Genomic DNA, 17,906 nt, shown 5'->3' on the forward strand with positions numbered 1-17,906 from the left:
ACTCCGTACATGCGCATCTGCCCGGAGTGGGGCCCGGGTGCCATCATCGTGGCGACGGCTTGGCTGGAACTGTTCGGTTCGTACGCTGTGCTGTCGTACCGCCGTACGGCGGGGACCAGCTGATCGGGGGAAACACGGACATGACGGTGTTGCGCAGAGCACGGAGCCAGGCGCGGGCCTGGCAGGCCGAGCGGCTTGAGTGGAAGGCGGAGCTGGAGCGCTTCAGGGCCGCGCAGCGGGCCGCCGGGAAGCGGGGGCGGGGCGAGCACTCGGACGTCGACCATCCGGGACCGCCGCCCACCGGCTTCGCGCTGCTGCCCTGGCTGCTGATGGGGATGGGGGCCTTCTCCAACCTGCTCCAGGGCACGACCCCGAACCCGCTGATCGGCGGCCTGGGCCTGCTCGCCTTCAACTCCCTGTACGTCTACGTCACGTTCCGCGCCTTCCACCGGGAGACGCGCGAGGCGGTCTCCACCCGGGTGGCGCTGGCGCTCATGGGCCTGCTGACCACAGGCCTGGCCCTCGGCTACGGCGGCACCTGGCTGATGTTCTTCCCGCTGCTCGGCCTCGCGACCGGCGCCACCCTGCGCGGCCCCTGGCTCGGCCGTACCGGCATCCTGCTCGCGGTGTACGCGGCGGTGGTCTCCGGCGTCCGCGACAACTGGGGCGACGCCACGAACATCGGCTACGCCACGTTCCTGTCCAGCATGGTGACCGCCGCGATCCTCGGTCTGTCCGAGGCGGTGCGGGAGCTGCGCGCCGCCCGTGAGGAGCTGGCCCGGCGCGCGGTGGAGAAGGAGCGGCTGCGCTTCTCGCGCGATCTGCACGACCTGCTGGGGCACACTCTGTCGGTGATCGTGGTGAAGTCCGAGGCGGCCCGGCGGCTGGCCCCGCGCGACATGGACGCCGCGCTGGGCCAGATCGCGGACATCGAGTCGGTGGGCCGGCAGGCGCTCACCGAGATCCGCGAGGCGGTGACCGGCTACCGGGAGGGCAGCCTCGCCACCGAACTGACCCGGGCCCGTTCGGCGCTGTCCGCGGCGAGCGTGGAGCCGGTGGTCCGGCAGTCCGGTACGCCGCTCGAACCGCAGACCGAGGCGCTCCTCGGCTGGGTGGTGCGCGAGGCGGTCACCAATGTGGTCCGGCACAGCGACGCCGGCCGCTGTGAGATCACCGTGGAGAGCGGCGCGGAGCGGGTCCGGCTGACCGTCACCGACAACGGCAGCGGCAAGCCGGTGATCCGGCCCGAGCCGGGGATCGGCGGCACGGGTCTGAAGGGGCTGACCGAGCGCCTCGCGGCGGCGGGCGGCTCGCTCACGGTCGGCCCGTCGCCACGCGGCGGTTTCACGGTGACCGCCGAACTCCCGGTGCAGTCGGCGGGGTTGGTGCAAGCGGCGGCTACGGCGCCCAGGGCGAGCTGACCGCCCAGCTGACGTCGTCGGTCCAGGACGTGGCGCTGTCGAAGTCGTTGGACCCGCCGTCGCTCGCTATGTACAGGTTGTACTTGTAGTGGCGTAGGTATCTGGTCGGGTAGTTGTACGAGGCGAACGAGGTGCCGGTGCCGCTCTTGCCCGTCTGCGGGCAGAAGGTGGCGTCGGCCCGGAACTGGGCGGTGCCGTCCATGGGCTGCCGGTAGATCGTGAAGTTGTAGTGGCGCAGGAAGTCTCCGGGGTAGTCGCGCGACTCGAAGGAGACGCAGGAACGGTCGGCGAGCCCCCTGCGGACGATCCAGGTGGCGTCGTTCTTGTCCAGGCCGGAGCTGCTGGAGGTGAGGGCCCTGAGGACTCCGGCGTTGTTCTGGTGGCGGACGTAGTCGCTGGTGCAGCAGGACGTGGTGGCGCGCAGGGAGATCTCCGAGCCCGCGTTCAGCGTGCCGGTGCTGCCGGTCGCGCCGCCGTAGCCGACGGAGACGATGTCCGCCTGGACGGCGTTGTCGGCGGCGTCGGTCGGGATGCCGGAGGTCATGACGCCCTCGAAGAAGGAGCCGATGGAGCCGTTGCTGTTGTCTCCGCCGGTGCCGAGGACGATCGCGCCCTCCTGGTGCATCGGCGAGTATCCACTGGCGGTCGGCTCACCTCCGGAATAGGTGGTCGTGAGCCCACCGGATTGGGCATTCCCGTATTTCAGCGCGAAATGGTTCTGGCCGTTGTTCTTGAGCAGCGCGGTCACGAAAGGCAGTGGTCCGGTGCCGGTGTTGGAGGTGTTCTTGCTGTATCCGGCGTCCGACTGGAACAGCCCGTTCTCCAGGTCGGCCTGCACCCAGGGGCCCTGTCCGTAGCAGGGCGAGAACCAGCACTCGGTGCCGAAGTTGATGGCGTCCATGTGCCCGTTGCCGGTGTCCTTGTTGTTGGTCTCGGCGTTGCCGTAGTCGAAGCAGCAGGCGCCGTTGACATGGGTGCCGGACGTCACCATGTACATCCCCTCGGCGGCGCCGTTGGTCGCGACGCCGGAGGTGGAGTCGTTGCGGTAGCCCATGCCGGCGGATATCTCCAGGCCGTAGACCTGGTGGCCGCCGACGGTGACCGGCAGCGCGTCGGCGGGCGCGCCGACATCGGCCTTGCCGGCGCCGCCCGCGCCCTCGACCGTGAGGTCGTTGTGGCGCGGGGACTGGTCGTAGATCCTGGTGATGATGCAGGTCGTGCCCGAGCAGAAGGAGTCCTGGGCGGCCGCGTTCGCGTATCCGCCGGCGGACAGCAGACCGATGTTCGCGCTCGCCCCGTCGGAGGCCCGCTGCACCTGGTAGAGCGGGCCGCTGTACGAGGAGTACAGCGCGCGGGCCAGGCTGTGCGCGGCGACGCAGGGGGTGCCCGCGGCGGCGTAGACGTCACAGGGCAGCGAACTCGCGGCGGCGGCCTGCGGCACACCGACGCCGAGGAGCAGCGCGGCGAGGGTCGCGAGGCCGGCGAGCACGGACAGGGCGGCGCTTCTCAGGCGTCGGGGGCGGGGTGTTCTGAAGAGCAAGACGCACCTCGGTTCGTCACGGGGCAGCGTCCGTTCGGTATTTCGGACAATGTTCGATCGAAATACCGAACCTATTCCGCTGCCAAATTGCGGGGGGATTTGGAAATGCAGGGGCGATTGTTTGCACGCCGTCCGCGACCGTCAACCCCCGCTGCACGGAATCAAGCGGATTCTTTACCGGAGAGGACCGCACGCCGCGTCAATCACCGGACGAAATCCGCCCCTTCAGGCATCAGCCAGACGATGTCCGCGAAACCCTCGGCACTGCCGGGGCGATGGGCCCGGTGGCCGTAGGCTGAGCGCATGAACGAGATGCCGCGGGACGGCAGGCCCGCCAAGTGCATCCGGGTTCTGCTGGCCGAGGACCAGGGCATGATGCGTGGTGCGCTCGCCCTGCTGCTCGGCATGGAGCACGACATCGAGGTCGTCGCCCAGCTCTCCCGTGGTGACACGATCGTGGAGGCGGCGCTGCTGCACCGGCCGGACGTGGCCCTGCTGGACATCGAACTGCCCGGCACCAGCGGGCTGGACGCCGCGGCCGAGCTGCGGGACCAGGCGCCCGACTGCCGGGTGCTGATCCTCACCACCTTCGGCCGGCCCGGCTATCTGCGCCGGGCCATGGAGGCCGGGGCCGCCGGGTTCCTCGTCAAGGACGGGCCCGTGGAGGAACTCGCCGCGGCGATCCGGCGCGTGCTCACCGGGGAGACCGTCGTCGACCCGGCGCTGGCCGCCGCCGCGCTCAGTGCCGGACCGAGCCCGCTGACGGCCCGTGAGTGCGATGTGCTCAAGGCGTCCGTGGACGGGGCGACGGTCGCCGACATCGCCGGCACGCTGCATCTGTCCGAGTCCACGGTGCGCAACTACCTCTCCTCGGCGATCGGCAAGACCGGCACCCGCAACCGGGCGGAGGCGGTACGCGAGGCCCGGCAGCAGGGGTGGCTGTGACCTCCCGGAGGTGCTACTTCGTCACGACCACCGATGCGTAGGCCGCCCCGTCCGGCTTGGTCACCTCCGCCGACGCGTAGGACGTCCCTTCCGGCGCCACGCACGTGAACCAGTTGGCCCCCTGGAAGCCGTCCACCACGCGGATCGCCGACCCCGTGTCGTGGGCGGAGTAGCCCTCGGCCGGCTCGGCCACAGCCGTCGTGCCGTCCTTCCAGTGGCAGGTGACCTGCCGGGCGGTCTTGGCGACCATGCCGACCACCAGCCGTCCGGAGCTCTCGCCGCCGTACCCCAGCCGGGTCGCCGCGGCCTCCATGTCCTTGCCCGAGTAGCTTTCGAACTTGTCGACCGTGCTGAACATGACCTGCTGCGGCCGGTTCTCGCCCCAGGCCCGGGTCGCGAAGTACGAGGTCTTGCCGACTAGGTCGGCGGCCCTGTGCGCATCCGCCGGCCTGAGGCCCAGCTCACCCATGGCGTCGAGCTGCCGGGCCGCCTCCCCCTCGTCGCGCGGCGCTCCCCACACCTGGACGGCGACGTGCCACTCCTTGCCCTTGTACATGCCCCACGCCAGCTCGGTCCGCTGCGGGTCGTACACGTGCCGCGCCTCGGCCGAGGCCGGCGGCTTCGCCTCGTTCGCCTGCCGGACCGCCGGGCCGCCGCCCGGCAGGCCCGTCACCGCGAGAGCGCCCGTCGTCCCGGCCACCACCAGCGCCGTGGCCGACGCCACCGCCCACCGCCGCGCCCTGCGCCGCCGGCCGGCGCGCAGCACCGCCTGCACCGGGGCCGTACCGATCTCGACCCCGTCCGCGGCGTCCGCGAGGAGAAGGGCGATGTCCGTCTGCGCCGTCATGTCGTACGTCTCCCGGTCCGCGCTCATCACTTCCGCCCTCCGTACGTCACCGTCTCGGCCAGTGCCGGTATGGCCCGGAGTTTCGCGATCCCCTTGGCCGCGTTGCTCTTCACCGTGCCGACCGAGCAGCCCATCGCCTCCGCCGCCTGTGTCTCCGTCAGGTCCTCCCAGTAGCGCAGGACGACCGCCTCGCGCTGCCGCACGGGCAGCTGGGCGAGCGCCTTGAGCAGCGCGCCGCGGTCGTCGGCCTGCGCGATCCGGTCGCCCGCCTCGGGCACCTCGTGCACCAGGCCCGAGTCGTCCTTCGGAGCCAGGAACTCCTTGAGCCTCTTTCTGTGCTTGCGTGCGTGGAGGTTGATCATCACGCGCCGCACATAGGCCTCCGGGTCGTCGGCCGCGCCGACCTTGCGCCAGGACACATAGACCCGCTCCAGCGTCGACTGGACCAGGTCCTCGGCGGCGTGCTGCTCCCCCGTGAGGAGAAACGCCGTACGCATCAGCCGCGGCCAGCGGCCGATCATGAAGCTTTGGAACTCCTCGTTCCGAACCTGCTTCCCGTCCCCCATGGGCACCTCCCTTGATGTATGAAGGAGTCCATGGGCAGCCCGGACCGTTGCCTCACCCTCGGGATGTCATGGAAGTTTTTCCCGGCAGCCACACCAGCATCAGGACCGCCCCGCCCAGCAGCACCGCCGTACTGGCCCGGAAGGCCAGAGCGTAGCCGTCGGTCAGCGCCTCGGGACCGTGGCCGCTGCCCGTCCCGGCCGCGGCGATGGTCGACATCACGGCGAGCCCGAGCGAACCGCCCATCGTGCGCGAGGTGTTGACCAGTCCCGACACCACCCCGGCCTCGCCCGGCGCCGCGCCCGACGTGGCCAGGGAGGCGAGCGGGGTCGCCGCCAGACCCGCGCCGAGCATCATCAGAACCCCCGGGATCATGATCGCGGTGACATACGCCTCGTGCGCGGTCATCGTCGACTGCCAGCCGAACCCGGTCGCCGCCACCAGCGTGCCCAGCACCGCCACCGGCCGCGGGCCCGCGCCCCGCATCAGCCGCGGTGCCGCCTTGGAGCCGACGACCACGGACAGCGAGCTGGGCACCAGGGCGAGACCGGCCTGCAGCGGCGAGTAGCCGAGGACGTTCTGGGCGTAGAGCGTCATGAAGTACCACATGCAGAACATGGCCGAGCCGGCGAGGAACATCGCCGCGTTGGCCGACGCGACCGAGCGCAGCCGGAGCAGCCCGAGCGGCATCAGCGGGGCCGCCGTACGTGCCTCGACCAGCAGGAACAGGGCGATCAGCAGCAGCCCGCCGAGCAGTGGCAGCAAGGTGGCCGGGGCCGTCCAGCCCTCCGCCTCCGTCTGCGAGATGCCGTAGGCGAGGGTCCCGAGGCCCGCCGTGACCAGCAGCGCGCCCGGCAGGTCCAGGCGCCGCCCGTCCCCGGCCCGGCTCTCGCTGAGCCAGACCAGCGCGCCGGCCAGCACCAGCGCGCCCACCGGCACGTTGATCAGCAGCACCCAGCGCCAGTCCAGCACGTCCACGAGGACTCCGCCGACCAGCCCGCCCGCGGCACCGCCGCCGGCGCCGACCGCGGTCCAGGTCGCTATGGCCCGCGCCCGCGCCGCGCCCTCCGGCACCGCGGCCGTCAGCAGGGTCAGTGTCGAGGGGGCCAGCACCGCCGCGCCGAGCCCCTGCGCGGCCCGCGCCAGCAGCAGCTGCCAGCTCTCCTGGGCGAGGCCGCCGCCCAGCGAGGCCAGCGTGAACAGGCCGAGCCCCACCAGGAACATGCGCTTGCGCCCGTACAGATCGCCGGCCCGGCCGCCGAGCAGCATGAACCCGGCGAAGGCGATGGCGTACGCGTTCACCACCCACTGCAGACCGGACGGGGTCAGCCCGAGCCCGGTCCGCATGGACGGCAGGGCGACGTTCACCACCGACACATCGAGGACGACCAGGAACTGTCCGGCGCAGGCGAGCGCCACGACCAGCCAGGTGGGCGCGGCCGTCCGCCGCGGCAGGAGGCGGGATATGAGGGGTGTGGTGTCGGCGGCTTCGAGCATGGATGTCATGCTCTCAACCCCGTTACGGTCCTTGCATCGGCATTTCGGACCACCAGGAGTAGGACGTCCGGCCTAGACCGCGCGTAGCACCGTCACCACCGCCGCACCGCCCAGTCCGATGTTGTGCGCGAGTCCCACCCGCGCGTCCGGCACCTGCCGGTCGCCCGCCGTGCCGCGGAGCTGCCAGACCAGCTCGGCCGCCTGGGCCAGCCCCGTCGCGCCGAGCGGATGGCCCTTGGAGATCAGGCCGCCCGAGGGGTTCACCACCCAGCGGCCGCCGTACGTCGTCGCGCCCGACTCGGCCAGTTTCCCGGACTCGCCGGCGGCGCACATACCGAGCGCCTCGTACGTCAGCAGTTCGTTGACGGAGAAGCAGTCGTGCAGCTCGATCACGTCGACGTCCTCGATGCCGAGCCCGGCGTGCTCGTAGGCCTGCCGGGCCGCGGCGCGGGACATGGGCTGCCCGACGACGTCGATGCAGGAGCCGGACGCGAAGGACTCCTCGGTGTCCGTGGCCATGGCCTGCCCGGCGATCTCCACCAGCGCGGAGAGCCCGCGCCCCGAGGCGAACCGCTCCGACACCACGACCACCGCCGCCGCGCCGTCCGAGGTCGGCGAGCACTGGAGCTTGGTCAGCGGCCGGTGGACCGTCCGCGCGGACAGGATGTCGGCCACCTCGTACACGTCCCGGAACTGCGCGTACGGGTTGTGCGCCGAGTGCCGGTGGTTCTTGGCGGCGACCGCGGCGAGCTGGGCCTCGGTGGTGCCGTACCGCTCCATGTGCTCGCGGGCCGCGTCGCCGAAGATCTGCGCGGTGGGCGGGGTCATCTCGAAGCCGTGCCGGGCCGCCATCACCCCGTAGTGCCGGGCGACAGGAGAGGTGGAGAAGTCGCCTACGTCGGCTCCCCCGCCCAGCGCGCCCTTCTTCATCTTCTCGAAGCCCAGCGCCAGTACGCAGTCGGCGGCGCCCCCTTCGACGAGCTGGCGGGCGAGCATCAGCGCGGTCGAGCCGGTCGCACAGTTGTTGTTGACGTTGTAGACGGGGATGCCGGTGAGGCCGAGTTCATAGGCGGCGCGCTGGCCGGCGGTCGAGGGCTGGAAGCAGTACCCGACGGGAACCTGTTCCACGTCGCCATAGGCGATCCCGGCGTCCGCCAGGGCCGCCCCGCCCGCTTCCCGCACCATGTCCCAGTACTGCCATGAACGGGTCTCGGGCTTCTCGAACTTGGTCATCCCGACCCCGGCGACATAGGCCTTCATGGCGCGCACACTAGAACGTGTTCCATCAACTCACCAGCCCCTGACGGCGGATCAGAATCCCATGGGCTGGTCAAGGATCCGTTAGGGGCCCGAAGCAACGGAATAGTTGCCTGTGCATACGAGGTTTACCCGGTACTTATCACTACGGGGAGGCCTCGACTCCATGTCCCACACGACGACCGACCAGCCTGGCCGCACGGCCAGCGGCGCCGTGGTCCCGGTGCTCGCCTTCGCGGGCATCACCGTCGCGGTGATGCAGACGCTGCTCGTGCCGGTCATCAAAGACCTGCCGCAGCTGCTGAACACCGCCCCCAGCAACGCCACCTGGGTACTCACCTCGACCCTGCTGTCCGGCGCCGTGGCCACCCCGATCATGGGCCGCCTCGGCGACCTGTACGGCAAGCGCAGGATGCTGATCCTCAGCCTCGCCGTCATGGTGGTCGGCGCCCTGGTCAGCGCGCTCACGAGCGAGCTGCTCACCATGATCGTCGGGCGTACCCTGCAGGGCTTCGCCATGGGCGCGATCCCGCTCGGCATCGGCCTGATGCGCGACATGCTGCCCCGCGAGAAGCTCGGCTCGGCCATGGCCCTGATGAGCTCCTCCATAGGCGTGGGCGGCGGCCTCGCGCTGCCCGCCGCCGCCCTGGTCGCGCAGCACACGAACTGGCACGCCCTCTTCTACGGCGCCGCCGGACTCGGCGCGCTCTCCATCGCCCTCACCCTCCTCGTCGTGCCCGAGTCCCCGATGCGGGCGGAGGGCTCCTTCGACCTGCTCGGCGCGCTCGGCCTGTCCAGCGGTCTGGTGCTTCTGCTGCTGCCGATCACCAAGGGCAGCGACTGGGGCTGGTCCTCGGGTACGACGCTCGGTCTGTTCGGCGCGTCCGTCGTCGTACTCGTCCTGTGGGGCCTGTTCGAGCTGCGCGTCAAGGCGCCCCTGGTCGACCTGCGCACCACCGCACGCCCGGCCGTCCTCTTCACCAACCTCGCCTCGATCATGGTCGGCGTGGCGTTCTACGTCGTCTCGCTCGTCCTGCCCCAGCTGCTCCAGCTGCCGAAGGCCACCGGCTACGGCCTCGGCCAGTCCATGGTCGTCGCGGGTCTGTGCGTGGCCCCGCTGGGTCTGACGATGATGTTCACGGCGCCGGTCTACGCCCGGCTGTCCGCCAAGTACGGCCCCAAGGTCACCCTCATCATGGGCCTGCTGATCATCGCGCTCGGCTACGGCGGCGGCCTCGGCCTGATGGACGCGGCCTGGCAGACCGTCGTCACCTCCGTCGTCCTCGGCGCGGGCATCGGCCTCGCCTACTCCTCGCTGCCCGCGCTGATCGTCGGCGCGGTCCCGGCGTCGGAGACGGGCGCGGCGAACGGCCTCAACACGTTGATGCGGTCCATCGGTACGTCGGTGTCCAGCGCCGTCATCGGGATGGTGCTGGCCAACACGGCGAACAACGTGGGCGGCATCGAGATCCCGACGATGCACGGCTTCCGGGTGTCCTTCCTGATCGCCACGGCCGCCGTCGCGGTGGGCCTGCTGCTCGCGCTGTTCCTGCCGAAGGCCGCCCGCCCGGTTCAGCAGGAGCACACCCAGCTGCGTGCGAGCAGCGAGGAGGACGCCGTCCTGGAGCGGGCGGAAGAGGTGCTGCGAGGCTTCCGGGGGCGGGTGCTGGGTGCGGACGGCGCTCCCGTCGCCCGTGCCAAGGTCACGCTGATCGACCGGCGGGGGCGGCAGGCGGGCGCGACCGTCTCCGGCGAGGACGGCAGCTATGCGCTGGCCGTGCCGGAGCGGGGGGCGTATGTGCTCGCGGCGAAGGCCTCCGGCCATGGGCCGCGTGCCGCGTCGGCGACGCATTCCGGGGACGAGGGGGCTGTCGCTGTGGATCTTTCGTTGCCCGGGGAGACTGTGAGCGCGTAGCGCTCTGCCACCACAGCCCCGCGCCCCATGCTGCCGCACCCCCTGTCACATAGTGGCCGGGGGTGCGACAGCATGGGGCCCTGAACAGCCGTACGACAGAGAGGCGCCCCCGCGATGCCCGTCCCCGCTCCCCAGCCCGAGATCCTGGTCGCGTTCGAAGGGGCCAAGGGGTTCATGCCCGCGGACGAGGGGCTGGCCTTGTACGCGGCTGCGGTGGAGGCGGGGCGGCTGGGGTTGCCGCTGCTGGAGGTCGGGACATACTGCGGGCGGTCCACCGTGCTGCTCGCCGACGCGGCCCGTGCGGCGGGGGTCAGTGTGCTGACCGTGGACCATCACCGGGGCAGCGAGGAGCAGCAGCCGGGCTGGGACTACCACGACCCCGAGACGGTCGACCCGGAGATCGGGCTGATGGACACCCTGCCCGCCTTCCGGCGCACGCTGTTCCGGGCGGGGCTGGAGGAGCACGTGGTCGCCCTCGTGGGCCGTTCCCCGCAGATCGCGGCGATCTGGAACTCCCCGCTCGGCCTCGTCTTCGTCGACGGCGGCCACACCGACGAGCACGCGAGCGCCGACTACGACGGCTGGGCACCCCATGTGGCCGAAGGGGGCCTTCTCGTCATCCACGATGTGTTCCCGGATCCCGAGGACGAGTTCACCGGACAGGCGCCGTACCGGGTGTACCTGCGGGCCCTTGGGTCCGGCGCCTTCACGGAGGTGTCGGCGACCGGCTCCCTGCGTGTCCTGCGGCGAACGGGCGCGGAGATCTGAGGGCCCGGTTAGAGTCGCAGACGTGTCGTACGTAGGCCCGGACTTCGAACCCTCGCAGCCCCGCCGGCCCCGGCGCGGGCCCCTGACCGTGGCGCTGGCCGCGCTGGTGCCCGGCGCGCTGCTCGGCTGGGTGGTGTACGAGGCGGTGGGCGGCGGCAGCGGAGGCGGCTCCGACCGCACGGCCGCCGCCGCCACGCCCTCCGGCACCGCCCCCGTTCCCTCCTCCCCCACGGACTCTGCCGCGGGCTCTCCCGCGGACGACGGCAAGCGGGCCTCGAAAGCGCCCGGGCCCGCCTCGCTGAAGGGGAAGGTCGTCGTCATCGACCCGGGGCACAACCAGGGCAACTTCCAGCACACCGCCGAGATCAACCGCAAGGTGGACATCGGGACGAACAAGAAGGAGTGCGACACCACCGGGACGTCCACCAACGCCGGTTACACCGAGGCCCGGTTCACCCTCGACGTCGCCCACCGGCTGCGCACACTGCTGCAGAAGCAGGGCGCCACGGTGAAGCTGACCCGTGACGGCGACAGCCCGGCCTGGGGGCCGTGCGTGGACCAGCGGGCCCGGATCGGCAACGACGCGCACGCCGACGCCGCGATCTCCATCCACGCCGACGGCTCCGCGGCCGGCAACCGCGGCTTCCACGTCATCCTCCCCGGGACCGTGCACGCCGGTGCCGCCGACACCCGCCCGATCATGGGCCCGTCCCGTGACCTGGGGACGCGTATCGCGGGCACGTTCCTGCGGGACACCGGTGAGCCGCCGTCCAACTACGTCGGCGAAGGTACCGGTCTCGTCACACGTACGGACCTGGGTGGTCTCAATCTGTCAACAGTTCCCAAGGTGTTCATCGAGTGCGGCAACATGCGCGATAGCAAGGACGCGGCACTACTGACCAGCGACGCCTGGCGACAGAAGGCGGCGCAAGGAATGTCTGACGGAATCGTGAGTTTCTTGCACGAGTCGTGACCGCCGGTCGAGACCGGCCGGACAGCCGGATCTTGCGGACGGTAGTGTCTACCGACGACGAGACGACTTACGAAGGACCCGAAGTGAATATCCGCTCCCTCACGCGAGGCGACGGCGTAGTGATCGTGGCAGCGGTGTTGCTGTTGATCGCGTCGTTCCTCGACAACTACTCGTACAAGGATGTGCCCAGCAGCATCGATCTGCCGAACCTCTGGGAGAGCGGACCAGTCCTGCTCGGCGTCGTCCTGGCGGGGATCATCGGCGCCGCGCTGGTCGTCGTGTCGCGCGCCCTGCCGCAGCCGCGCAAGGTCGCCGGCCTTGAACTCGGCGCGTTCGGCGTCGCTTTCACGGTCTTCGCCGCATGGAGCGCCCTCGGCAACGTGGTCGACCCCGTCGGCGGTCTCGACAACATCGGCGGCGGTGGTGGAGACCAGGCGCCGAGCGCGGGCTCGGGTCTGATTCTCGCCCTCGTGGCCACCCTGGTCATGGCCGGTGCCGCCATCGCCACCCCGCTGGTCCCCGCCCTCCAGGGCGCGCTGCTCCCGGCCGCGAAGCCGGTCGCGCCGCAGCCCTACGGCGCCCAGCCGCCCGGTGGTTACGGCTACCCGGGTGCCCAGCCGCAGCCCGGCCAGCCGTACGGTGCGCAGCCGCAGCCGGGCCAGCCGTTCGGCCAGCAGGCAGCTCCGGCCCCGGCTCCGGCCCCGCAGGGTGCCGCTCCGGCGCCGCAGCCGGGCGTCGCGCAGCCGGCCGCGGCGGACTTCTCGCCGTTCTGGTTCGCCGTGCCGGTGACCCGCCCGCTGTTCCCGGAGGACGGTTCGCAGAACCCGATCGCCGAACTGGCGCCGGGCACCTGGTACCTGGCCGTCGAGCAGCGCGGTGCGCAGCTGATCGCGCAGACCCAGGACGGCCGTCGGGGTGTGCTCCAGGACACCTCCGGCATACAGCGCGGCTGAGGCCCCGGGCCCCGCACACCGCCGTACCGTGGCCCCTCGCCCTTCCGGGCGGGGGGCCGTTGTCGTACAGTCGCCTCCCGACCGTGAACTGACGGATCGTCAGGAGGCAGGAGTATGCGGCTCGGTCTGGCACTCGGGTACTGGGGGCGCGGTCCGGACGCCGGTCATGTGCCGCTCGCGCAGGAGGCGGAGCGGCTCGGCTACCACTCGGTGTGGACCGCGGAGTCCTGGGGCTCGGACGCCTTCACCCCGCTGACCTGGATCGCGGCGCGGACCTCAACGATCAGGCTGGGCACGGCCGTTGCCCAGATGGCCGCCCGCTCACCGGCCGCCACCGCGATGCACGCGCTCACCCTGGACCATCTCTGCGGCGGACGGATGCTGCTCGGGCTCGGACTGTCCGGGCCGCAGGTGGTGGAGGGCTGGTACGGCCGCCCGTTCCCGAAGTCGCCGCTGACCGCGACCCGGGAGTACGTGGACGTCGTACGGCAGGTGCTGCGGCGCGCGGCGCCGGTGGAGACGGACGGGCGGTTCCATCCGGTGCCGTACCGGGGGCCGGACGGCACCGGGCTCGGCAAGCCGCTCAAGTCGATCACGCATCCGCTGCGGGCCGATCTGCCCGTCCTGCTCGGCGCGGAGGGGCCGAAGAACGTGGCGCAGACCGCCCGGATCGCCGACGGCTGGCTGCCGCTGTACTGGGCGCCGAGCCGGCCCGAGGTGTACGGGGACGTGGTGCGCGAGCTGCCCGAGGGGTTTGTGGTGGCGCCCATGGCGAGAGTGAAGGTGTGCGACGACATCGCCGAGGGGCTGCTGCCGGTCAAGGTCATGCTGGGCTTCTACATCGGCGGCATGGGGCACGCGGCGCGTAATTTCCATGCCGACCTCATGGCGCGCATGGGGTACGAGAAGGAGGCCCGGCGGATCCAGGAGCTGTTCCTCGCGGGGCGGCGGGAGGAGGCCGTGCTGGCCGTGCCGGACGCCTTCGCCGACGAGATCTCACTGGTCGGCCCGCGCGAACGTATCGCCGAGCGGCTTCAGTTGTGGCGCGCGGGCCCGGTGACGGACCTGCTGGCCCTGTCCCCGGACCCGCACAGCCTCAGGGTGCTGGCGGAGCTGAACTCCTAGCCGGAGCCGAACTCCTAACTTCCCTTGGCGAGTTGGGATGCGGAGGGCACCTGGTCCTTGACCGGGGCGCCGGCGCTCGCGCCCGCGTCCTTGACCTTGCCGATGATGTCGTTGAAGGTGTTGGCCGCGCCGTCGTCTCCGCCGCGGAGCTTGGACGGCAGGTTCTTCAGGGCGTCGATGCCGGCGCCGAGCGGCGCGAGCGCCTTGGACAGCGTCGGGTCGCCCTGGGCGTTGCGCTGGGCCGCCTTGAGGCGGTTGTAGGTGAAGGCGCCGGCCAGACCGGCCTTCAGCAGGGCCGTGCGGCGGCCCTTGGCGCCCTTCTTGAACTTGCCGGCCTTCCAGGGCTTCACGATCCACTGGTAGGTCGCTCCGGCGGCGAGGCCGGCGTTCGCCACGAACCGGGTCTTGGCGAACTTCTGCCGTTCGGCGGACGTGGTCGGGCTGGGGGTGTCGGCGGCGGGGACAGCCTGGACCGCCGCGGTGGTCTTCGTACTGCTGTTCTCGCTGGTGCCACAGGCCGTGGCCCCGGCCAGCAGGGCGGTACAGAGCGTGAGCGCCACGAAGAGGCGCCGGATCGGTACGTCCACGGAGTCCTCCGGACGTTTGGCCCCGAGTCGTTGCTTCCCTTGGCAGGGTGGCCCGGTCGGATGGGATCCGCCACTTGGGGGACATCGGCCCCCGGTGCCCTGCGGCACCCGGTGCTCAGACGCAGCAGTCGGGGTCCAGGCCCCCTGGCAAGTGCTCTCCGCCGAACACCGCGCACGTCGCCTCGTGGCCGCCCAGAGCCGCTACCGCGAGCAGCAGGGAGCCGGCCGTCCAGGTGGTGAGTTCGCGGGGCCAGATGGCGTCGTCGTCGAAGACATAGCCCGTCCAGTACAGGCCGCTCGCCTCGTCGCGCAGGTGCTGGATGGACTGGAGGATGTCCAGGGCGCGGTCGGACTCGCCTGTCGCCCACAGGGCCAGGGCGAGTTCGCAGGACTCGCCGCCGGTGACCCAGGGGTTCGGGATCACGCAGCGCACGCCGATGCCGGGTACGACGAAGCGGTCCCAGGACTCCTCGATACGGGCCCTGGCCTCGTCGCCCGTCAGGGCGCCGCCGAGGACCGGGTAGTACCAGTCCATCGAGTAGCGGTCCTTGTCCAGGAAGCGCTCCGGGTGCCGACGGATCGCGTGGCGCAGTCCTCCGGCCGCCAACTCCCAGTCCGGCTGCGGCTCTTCGCGCTGCTCGGCGATGGCGAGGGCGCAACGCAGCGCGTGGTGGATCGAGGAGCTGCCGGTGAGCAGGGCGTCCGCGGTGGGCGTGCCGTCGTCCTCGCGGCGCCAGCCGATCTGGCCGCCGGGCTGCTGGAGCCCGAGCACCCACTCCATGGCCGCGTAGACGGCCGGCCACATCCGGTCCAGGAAGGTGTCGTCGCCGGTGGAGAGGTAGTGGTGCCATACGCCGACGGCTATGTAGGCGACGAAGTTGGACTCGCGGGCGCGGTCGGTGACGTCGTCGTGGGCGCCGTCGGCGTAGGCGGCGTACCAGGAGCCGTCCGCGTTCTGGTGCCGGGCGAGCCATTCGTAGGCCCGTGCCGCGGCCTCGTGCTCGCCGGCCGCGTCCAGGGCCATCGCGGCCTCGGTGTGGTCCCACGGGTCCAGGTGGTGGCCGCGGAACCAGGGGATCGCGCCGTCCTCCCGCTGCACGGCGAGGATGCCGCGGACGGTCGCGGCGGCCTGCTCGGCGGTGAGGACCCCGGGCAGGACGAGGTGTTCTGTCCGGGGAGTGGTCACTTGGCGGCCGCCCCGGACGTCCCGGTCTGGGTCTCCGTGACGCGCGGCAGGTGCGGCTTGGTCGCGTAGACCACGAAGCTCTTGCCCATCAGCGGGTTGAGCGCCTGCTCGGCGACCCGCGTGGCCAGCGGCTTCTTCATGATGTCCCAGACCAGCAGCTTGTGGTACGCCCGTACCGGCAGCGCCTTGTCGTTGTCGACGCCGAACGCGCACTTCAGCCACCAGTACGGCGAGTGCAGGGCGTGCGCGTGATGGCTGCCGTACGGCTTCAGGCCCGCCTCGCGGACCTTGGCGACGAGTTCGTCGGCCTTGTAGATGCGGATGTGGCCGCCCTCGACCTCGTGGTAGGCGTCGGACAGCGCCCAGCAGACCTTCTCGGGGCCGTAGCGGGGCACGGTGACGGCGATACGGCCGCCCGGCCTGAGGACCCGCACCATCTCGGCGAGGACGCCCTTGTCGTCGGGGATGTGCTCCATGACCTCGGAGATGATGACGACGTCGAAGGACTCGTCCGGGAAGGGGAGCGCGAGGGCGTCGCCTTCCATGGCGGTGGCGGTGGCGCCCGCCGGGGCCTCACCGGCCTCCTTCATCGCCGCGAACCACTTGGCGACCTCGCGGATCTCCTCGGCGTTCTGGTCCAGGGCCACGACCTGGGCGCCGCGCCGGTAGCACTCGAAGGCGTGCCGGCCGGCCCCGCAGCCGAGGTCCAGGACTCGGTCGCCCGGGGCGAGCGGGAACCGGGAGAAGTCGACGGTCAGCACGTGGCCCTGCTTTCGGTGTAGACGCCTGTTGCGGCCGCGGGACGGCCCTCGGTCTGCTCGGGGTGCGGCCGGCGCAGACCGCCGGCGCGCGCGATGGCCTCGCGGTAGTGGGCGACGGTGCCCTCGGCGGCGCGGGCCCAGGTGAAGTGCCGTAGCACCCGTTCCCGGCCCGCCGTGCCGAGCCGTCTGCGCAGTGCACGGTCCCCGAGCAGCCGGCCGAGCCCGGCGGCCAGCGCTCCCGCGTCGCCGGGCGGTACGGCGAGACAGGTCTCGCCGTCGCGGCCGGCGACCTCGGGGATGGCGCCGCCGGTCGTGGCGAGCAGCGGGGTGCCGGTGGCCATGGCCTCGGCGGCGGGCAGCGAGAAGCCCTCGTACAGCGAGGGCACACAGGCGACCTCGGCCGAGCGGATCAGGTCGACCAGCTCCGCGTCGGAGATGCCCTTGACGAACTCGACGGCGCCATCGAGGTCGTAGCGCTCGATCGCCGCCGCGACCGGGCCCTCCTCGGGGCGCTTGCCGACGACGACGAGATGGGCGGCCGGGTGCTCGGTGCGCACCTTGGCCAGCGCCTCCACCAGGAACACCAGTCCCTTCAGCGGCACATCGGCGCTGGAGGTGGTGACGATCCGGCCCGGCACCTCGGGCACGGCCGGATTCGGCGCGAACAGATCGGTGTCGGCGCCGATGTGGACCACATGGACGCGGTCGTCGCGGACGCCGAGGTGGTCGGCGATCTCCTGCCGGGAGGTGCCCGAGACGGTGAGGATCGAGGGCAGCCGGCGCGAGACACGCTTCTGCATCCGGGTGAAGGCGTACCAGCGGCGCACCGAGTAGCGTCGCTGCCAGCCCTCGGCCGCGTCCAGCTCCAGCTGCCGGTCGACGGTGATGGGGTGGTGGACGGTGGTCACCAGGGGGGCGCCGATGTCGCCCAGCAGTCCGTACCCGAGGGTCTGGTTGTCGTGGACGACGTCGAACTCGCCGCGCCGGGCGCGCAGATGGCGGCGGGCGCGCAGCGAGAAGGTCAGCGGCTCGGGGAAGCCGCCGGTCCACATCGTGGCGACTTCGAGGGCGTCGATCCAGTCCCGGTACTCGTCCCGCCCCGGCGTGCGGAAGGGGTCGGGCTGGCGGTAGAGGTCGAGGCTGGGCAGCTCGGTGAGGGTGAGCCGGCCGGTGCGGCGCCCGTCGCCGCCCCTGTCCCTGCCCTCGTCGTCCTCGTCGAGGACGGGGTACGGCTGCGAGCCGATCACCTCGACCCGGTGGCCGAGCCGGGCCAGCTCACGCGACAGATGCCGGACGTAGACACCCTGGCCGCCACAGAACGGGTTCCCTTTATAGGTGAGGAGCGCGATGTCGAGCGGTCGCCCGCCGTCGGCTGCGGGGTCCTCCTGGGCTCCCGCATCCCGGGCCTCAGCGGTCACTCCGTGCCCCCTTCTGCCTGCGCTGTCCCGCGAGACTACGACGGGACGGTAATCTAGAACAAGTTTCAGACTTGATCGTTCAAGAGGCTTCGAATCTACCGGCAGGTAAGGGCGCTGTGAGCAGTGGATCAGGTGATTCGCGCCACGGC

The 17,906-nt window shown here is 71.5% G+C and carries 16 protein-coding genes; 7 read left to right on the forward strand and 9 right to left on the reverse strand.

Annotated features, from left to right (window positions below):
- The first annotated feature begins 140 nt into the window (after positions 1–140).
- Complete coding sequence (locus IE277_RS02240; protein WP_189947953.1) at positions 141–1,421, forward strand: sensor histidine kinase; 1,281 nt, start codon at positions 141–143, stop codon at positions 1,419–1,421.
- On the opposite strand, the gene IE277_RS02245 is transcribed toward IE277_RS02240, so the two are convergent.
- Positions 1,399–2,961 carry an alpha-L-arabinofuranosidase B gene (locus IE277_RS02245; protein WP_189947956.1) on the reverse strand — a complete coding sequence of 521 codons (1,563 nt, stop codon included), beginning with the start codon at positions 2,959–2,961 and terminating at the stop codon, positions 1,399–1,401. The two genes, IE277_RS02240 and IE277_RS02245, sit on opposite strands and share 23 nt — an antisense overlap.
- A 303-nt stretch (positions 2,962–3,264) precedes the next feature.
- Between IE277_RS02245 and IE277_RS02250 the strand changes: the two genes are divergently transcribed.
- Positions 3,265–3,906, forward strand: a complete 642-nt coding sequence (locus IE277_RS02250; protein WP_189947957.1) for a response regulator transcription factor — start codon at positions 3,265–3,267, stop codon at positions 3,904–3,906.
- Between the two features lie 13 nt (positions 3,907–3,919).
- Here the strand turns inward: IE277_RS02250 and IE277_RS02255 are convergent, their stop codons facing one another.
- From IE277_RS02255 to IE277_RS02270, 4 genes are all read right to left on the reverse strand, one after another.
- The gene (locus IE277_RS02255; protein ID WP_229880500.1) at positions 3,920–4,780 is read right to left on the reverse strand and encodes a hypothetical protein; all 861 of its coding nucleotides are present in this window, start codon (positions 4,778–4,780) and stop codon (positions 3,920–3,922) included.
- Entirely contained in the window at positions 4,780–5,319 is a 540-nt protein-coding gene (locus IE277_RS02260) for a SigE family RNA polymerase sigma factor (protein ID WP_189947961.1), read from the reverse strand. Before IE277_RS02260 ends, IE277_RS02255 begins: the two co-directional genes overlap by 1 nt.
- Before the next feature lie 52 nt (positions 5,320–5,371).
- Entirely contained in the window at positions 5,372–6,823 is a 1,452-nt protein-coding gene (locus IE277_RS02265) for an MFS transporter (RefSeq protein ID WP_373310694.1), read from the reverse strand.
- Between the two features lie 63 nt (positions 6,824–6,886).
- Positions 6,887–8,074: a lipid-transfer protein gene (locus IE277_RS02270; protein WP_189947965.1), complete on the reverse strand. Its 1,188-nt coding sequence runs from the start codon at positions 8,072–8,074 to the stop codon at positions 6,887–6,889.
- Positions 8,075–8,237: 163 nt separating this feature from the next.
- Here IE277_RS02270 and IE277_RS02275 point away from each other — a divergent pair, with 163 nt between their 5' ends.
- The 5 genes from IE277_RS02275 (at position 8,238) to IE277_RS02295 (ending at position 13,805) form a co-directional block, all read left to right on the forward strand.
- A complete protein-coding gene (locus IE277_RS02275; protein ID WP_189947967.1) occupies positions 8,238–9,986 on the forward strand; it encodes an MFS transporter in 1,749 nt (582 codons plus the stop codon).
- A 114-nt stretch (positions 9,987–10,100) separates the two neighbouring features.
- A complete protein-coding gene (locus IE277_RS02280; protein ID WP_189947969.1) occupies positions 10,101–10,754 on the forward strand; it encodes a class I SAM-dependent methyltransferase in 654 nt (217 codons plus the stop codon).
- Positions 10,755–10,776: 22 nt separating this feature from the next.
- A complete protein-coding gene (locus tag IE277_RS02285; protein ID WP_189947971.1) occupies positions 10,777–11,727 on the forward strand; it encodes an N-acetylmuramoyl-L-alanine amidase in 951 nt (316 codons plus the stop codon).
- A gap of 83 nt (positions 11,728–11,810) precedes the next feature.
- The gene (locus tag IE277_RS02290) at positions 11,811–12,680 is read left to right on the forward strand and encodes a DUF5336 domain-containing protein (protein WP_189947973.1); all 870 of its coding nucleotides are present in this window, start codon (positions 11,811–11,813) and stop codon (positions 12,678–12,680) included.
- 114 nt (positions 12,681–12,794) lie between these two features.
- A complete protein-coding gene (locus tag IE277_RS02295; RefSeq protein WP_189947975.1) occupies positions 12,795–13,805 on the forward strand; it encodes an LLM class F420-dependent oxidoreductase in 1,011 nt (336 codons plus the stop codon).
- 14 nt (positions 13,806–13,819) lie between these two features.
- Here IE277_RS02295 and IE277_RS02300 read toward each other — a convergent pair whose 3' ends face one another.
- The 4 genes from IE277_RS02300 to IE277_RS02315 form a co-directional block, all read right to left on the reverse strand.
- Positions 13,820–14,392: a hypothetical protein gene (locus tag IE277_RS02300; RefSeq protein ID WP_189947977.1), complete on the reverse strand. Its 573-nt coding sequence runs from the start codon at positions 14,390–14,392 to the stop codon at positions 13,820–13,822.
- 115 nt (positions 14,393–14,507) lie between these two features.
- Positions 14,508–15,578 carry a prenyltransferase/squalene oxidase repeat-containing protein gene (locus IE277_RS02305; RefSeq protein WP_189947979.1) on the reverse strand — a complete coding sequence of 357 codons (1,071 nt, stop codon included), beginning with the start codon at positions 15,576–15,578 and terminating at the stop codon, positions 14,508–14,510.
- Positions 15,575–16,339, reverse strand: coding sequence for a class I SAM-dependent methyltransferase (locus IE277_RS02310; RefSeq protein WP_189947981.1), 765 nt, complete (start codon positions 16,337–16,339; stop codon positions 15,575–15,577). Before IE277_RS02310 ends, IE277_RS02305 begins: the two co-directional genes overlap by 4 nt.
- Positions 16,333–17,757 (reverse strand): glycosyltransferase family 4 protein, encoded by a 1,425-nt coding sequence (locus IE277_RS02315; RefSeq protein WP_189947983.1) that lies wholly within the window; start codon positions 17,755–17,757, stop codon positions 16,333–16,335. The genes IE277_RS02310 and IE277_RS02315 overlap by 7 nt, the downstream gene beginning before the upstream one ends.
- Between the last annotated feature and the right edge of the window lie 149 nt (positions 17,758–17,906).

It is taken from the genome of Streptomyces alanosinicus (genome assembly GCF_014650595.1).
GTDB lineage: Bacteria > Actinomycetota > Actinomycetes > Streptomycetales > Streptomycetaceae > Streptomyces > Streptomyces alanosinicus.

Excerpts from the sequence above, each read along its gene's own strand:
- IE277_RS02240 (WP_189947953.1), top strand. The coding sequence starts at position 141 with ATGACGGTGTTGCGCAGAGCACGGAGCCAGGCGCGGGCCTGGCAGGCC.
- IE277_RS02250 (WP_189947957.1), top strand. The coding sequence starts at position 3,265 with ATGAACGAGATGCCGCGGGACGGCAGGCCCGCCAAGTGCATCCGGGTT.
- IE277_RS02255 (WP_229880500.1), bottom strand. The coding sequence starts at position 4,780 with ATGAGCGCGGACCGGGAGACGTACGACATGACGGCGCAGACGGACATC.
- IE277_RS02260 (WP_189947961.1), bottom strand. The coding sequence starts at position 5,319 with ATGGGGGACGGGAAGCAGGTTCGGAACGAGGAGTTCCAAAGCTTCATG.
- IE277_RS02265 (WP_373310694.1), bottom strand. The coding sequence starts at position 6,823 with ATGACATCCATGCTCGAAGCCGCCGACACCACACCCCTCATATCCCGC.
- IE277_RS02270 (WP_189947965.1), bottom strand. The coding sequence starts at position 8,074 with ATGAAGGCCTATGTCGCCGGGGTCGGGATGACCAAGTTCGAGAAGCCC.
- IE277_RS02275 (WP_189947967.1), top strand. The coding sequence starts at position 8,238 with ATGTCCCACACGACGACCGACCAGCCTGGCCGCACGGCCAGCGGCGCC.
- IE277_RS02280 (WP_189947969.1), top strand. The coding sequence starts at position 10,101 with ATGCCCGTCCCCGCTCCCCAGCCCGAGATCCTGGTCGCGTTCGAAGGG.
- IE277_RS02295 (WP_189947975.1), top strand. The coding sequence starts at position 12,795 with ATGCGGCTCGGTCTGGCACTCGGGTACTGGGGGCGCGGTCCGGACGCC.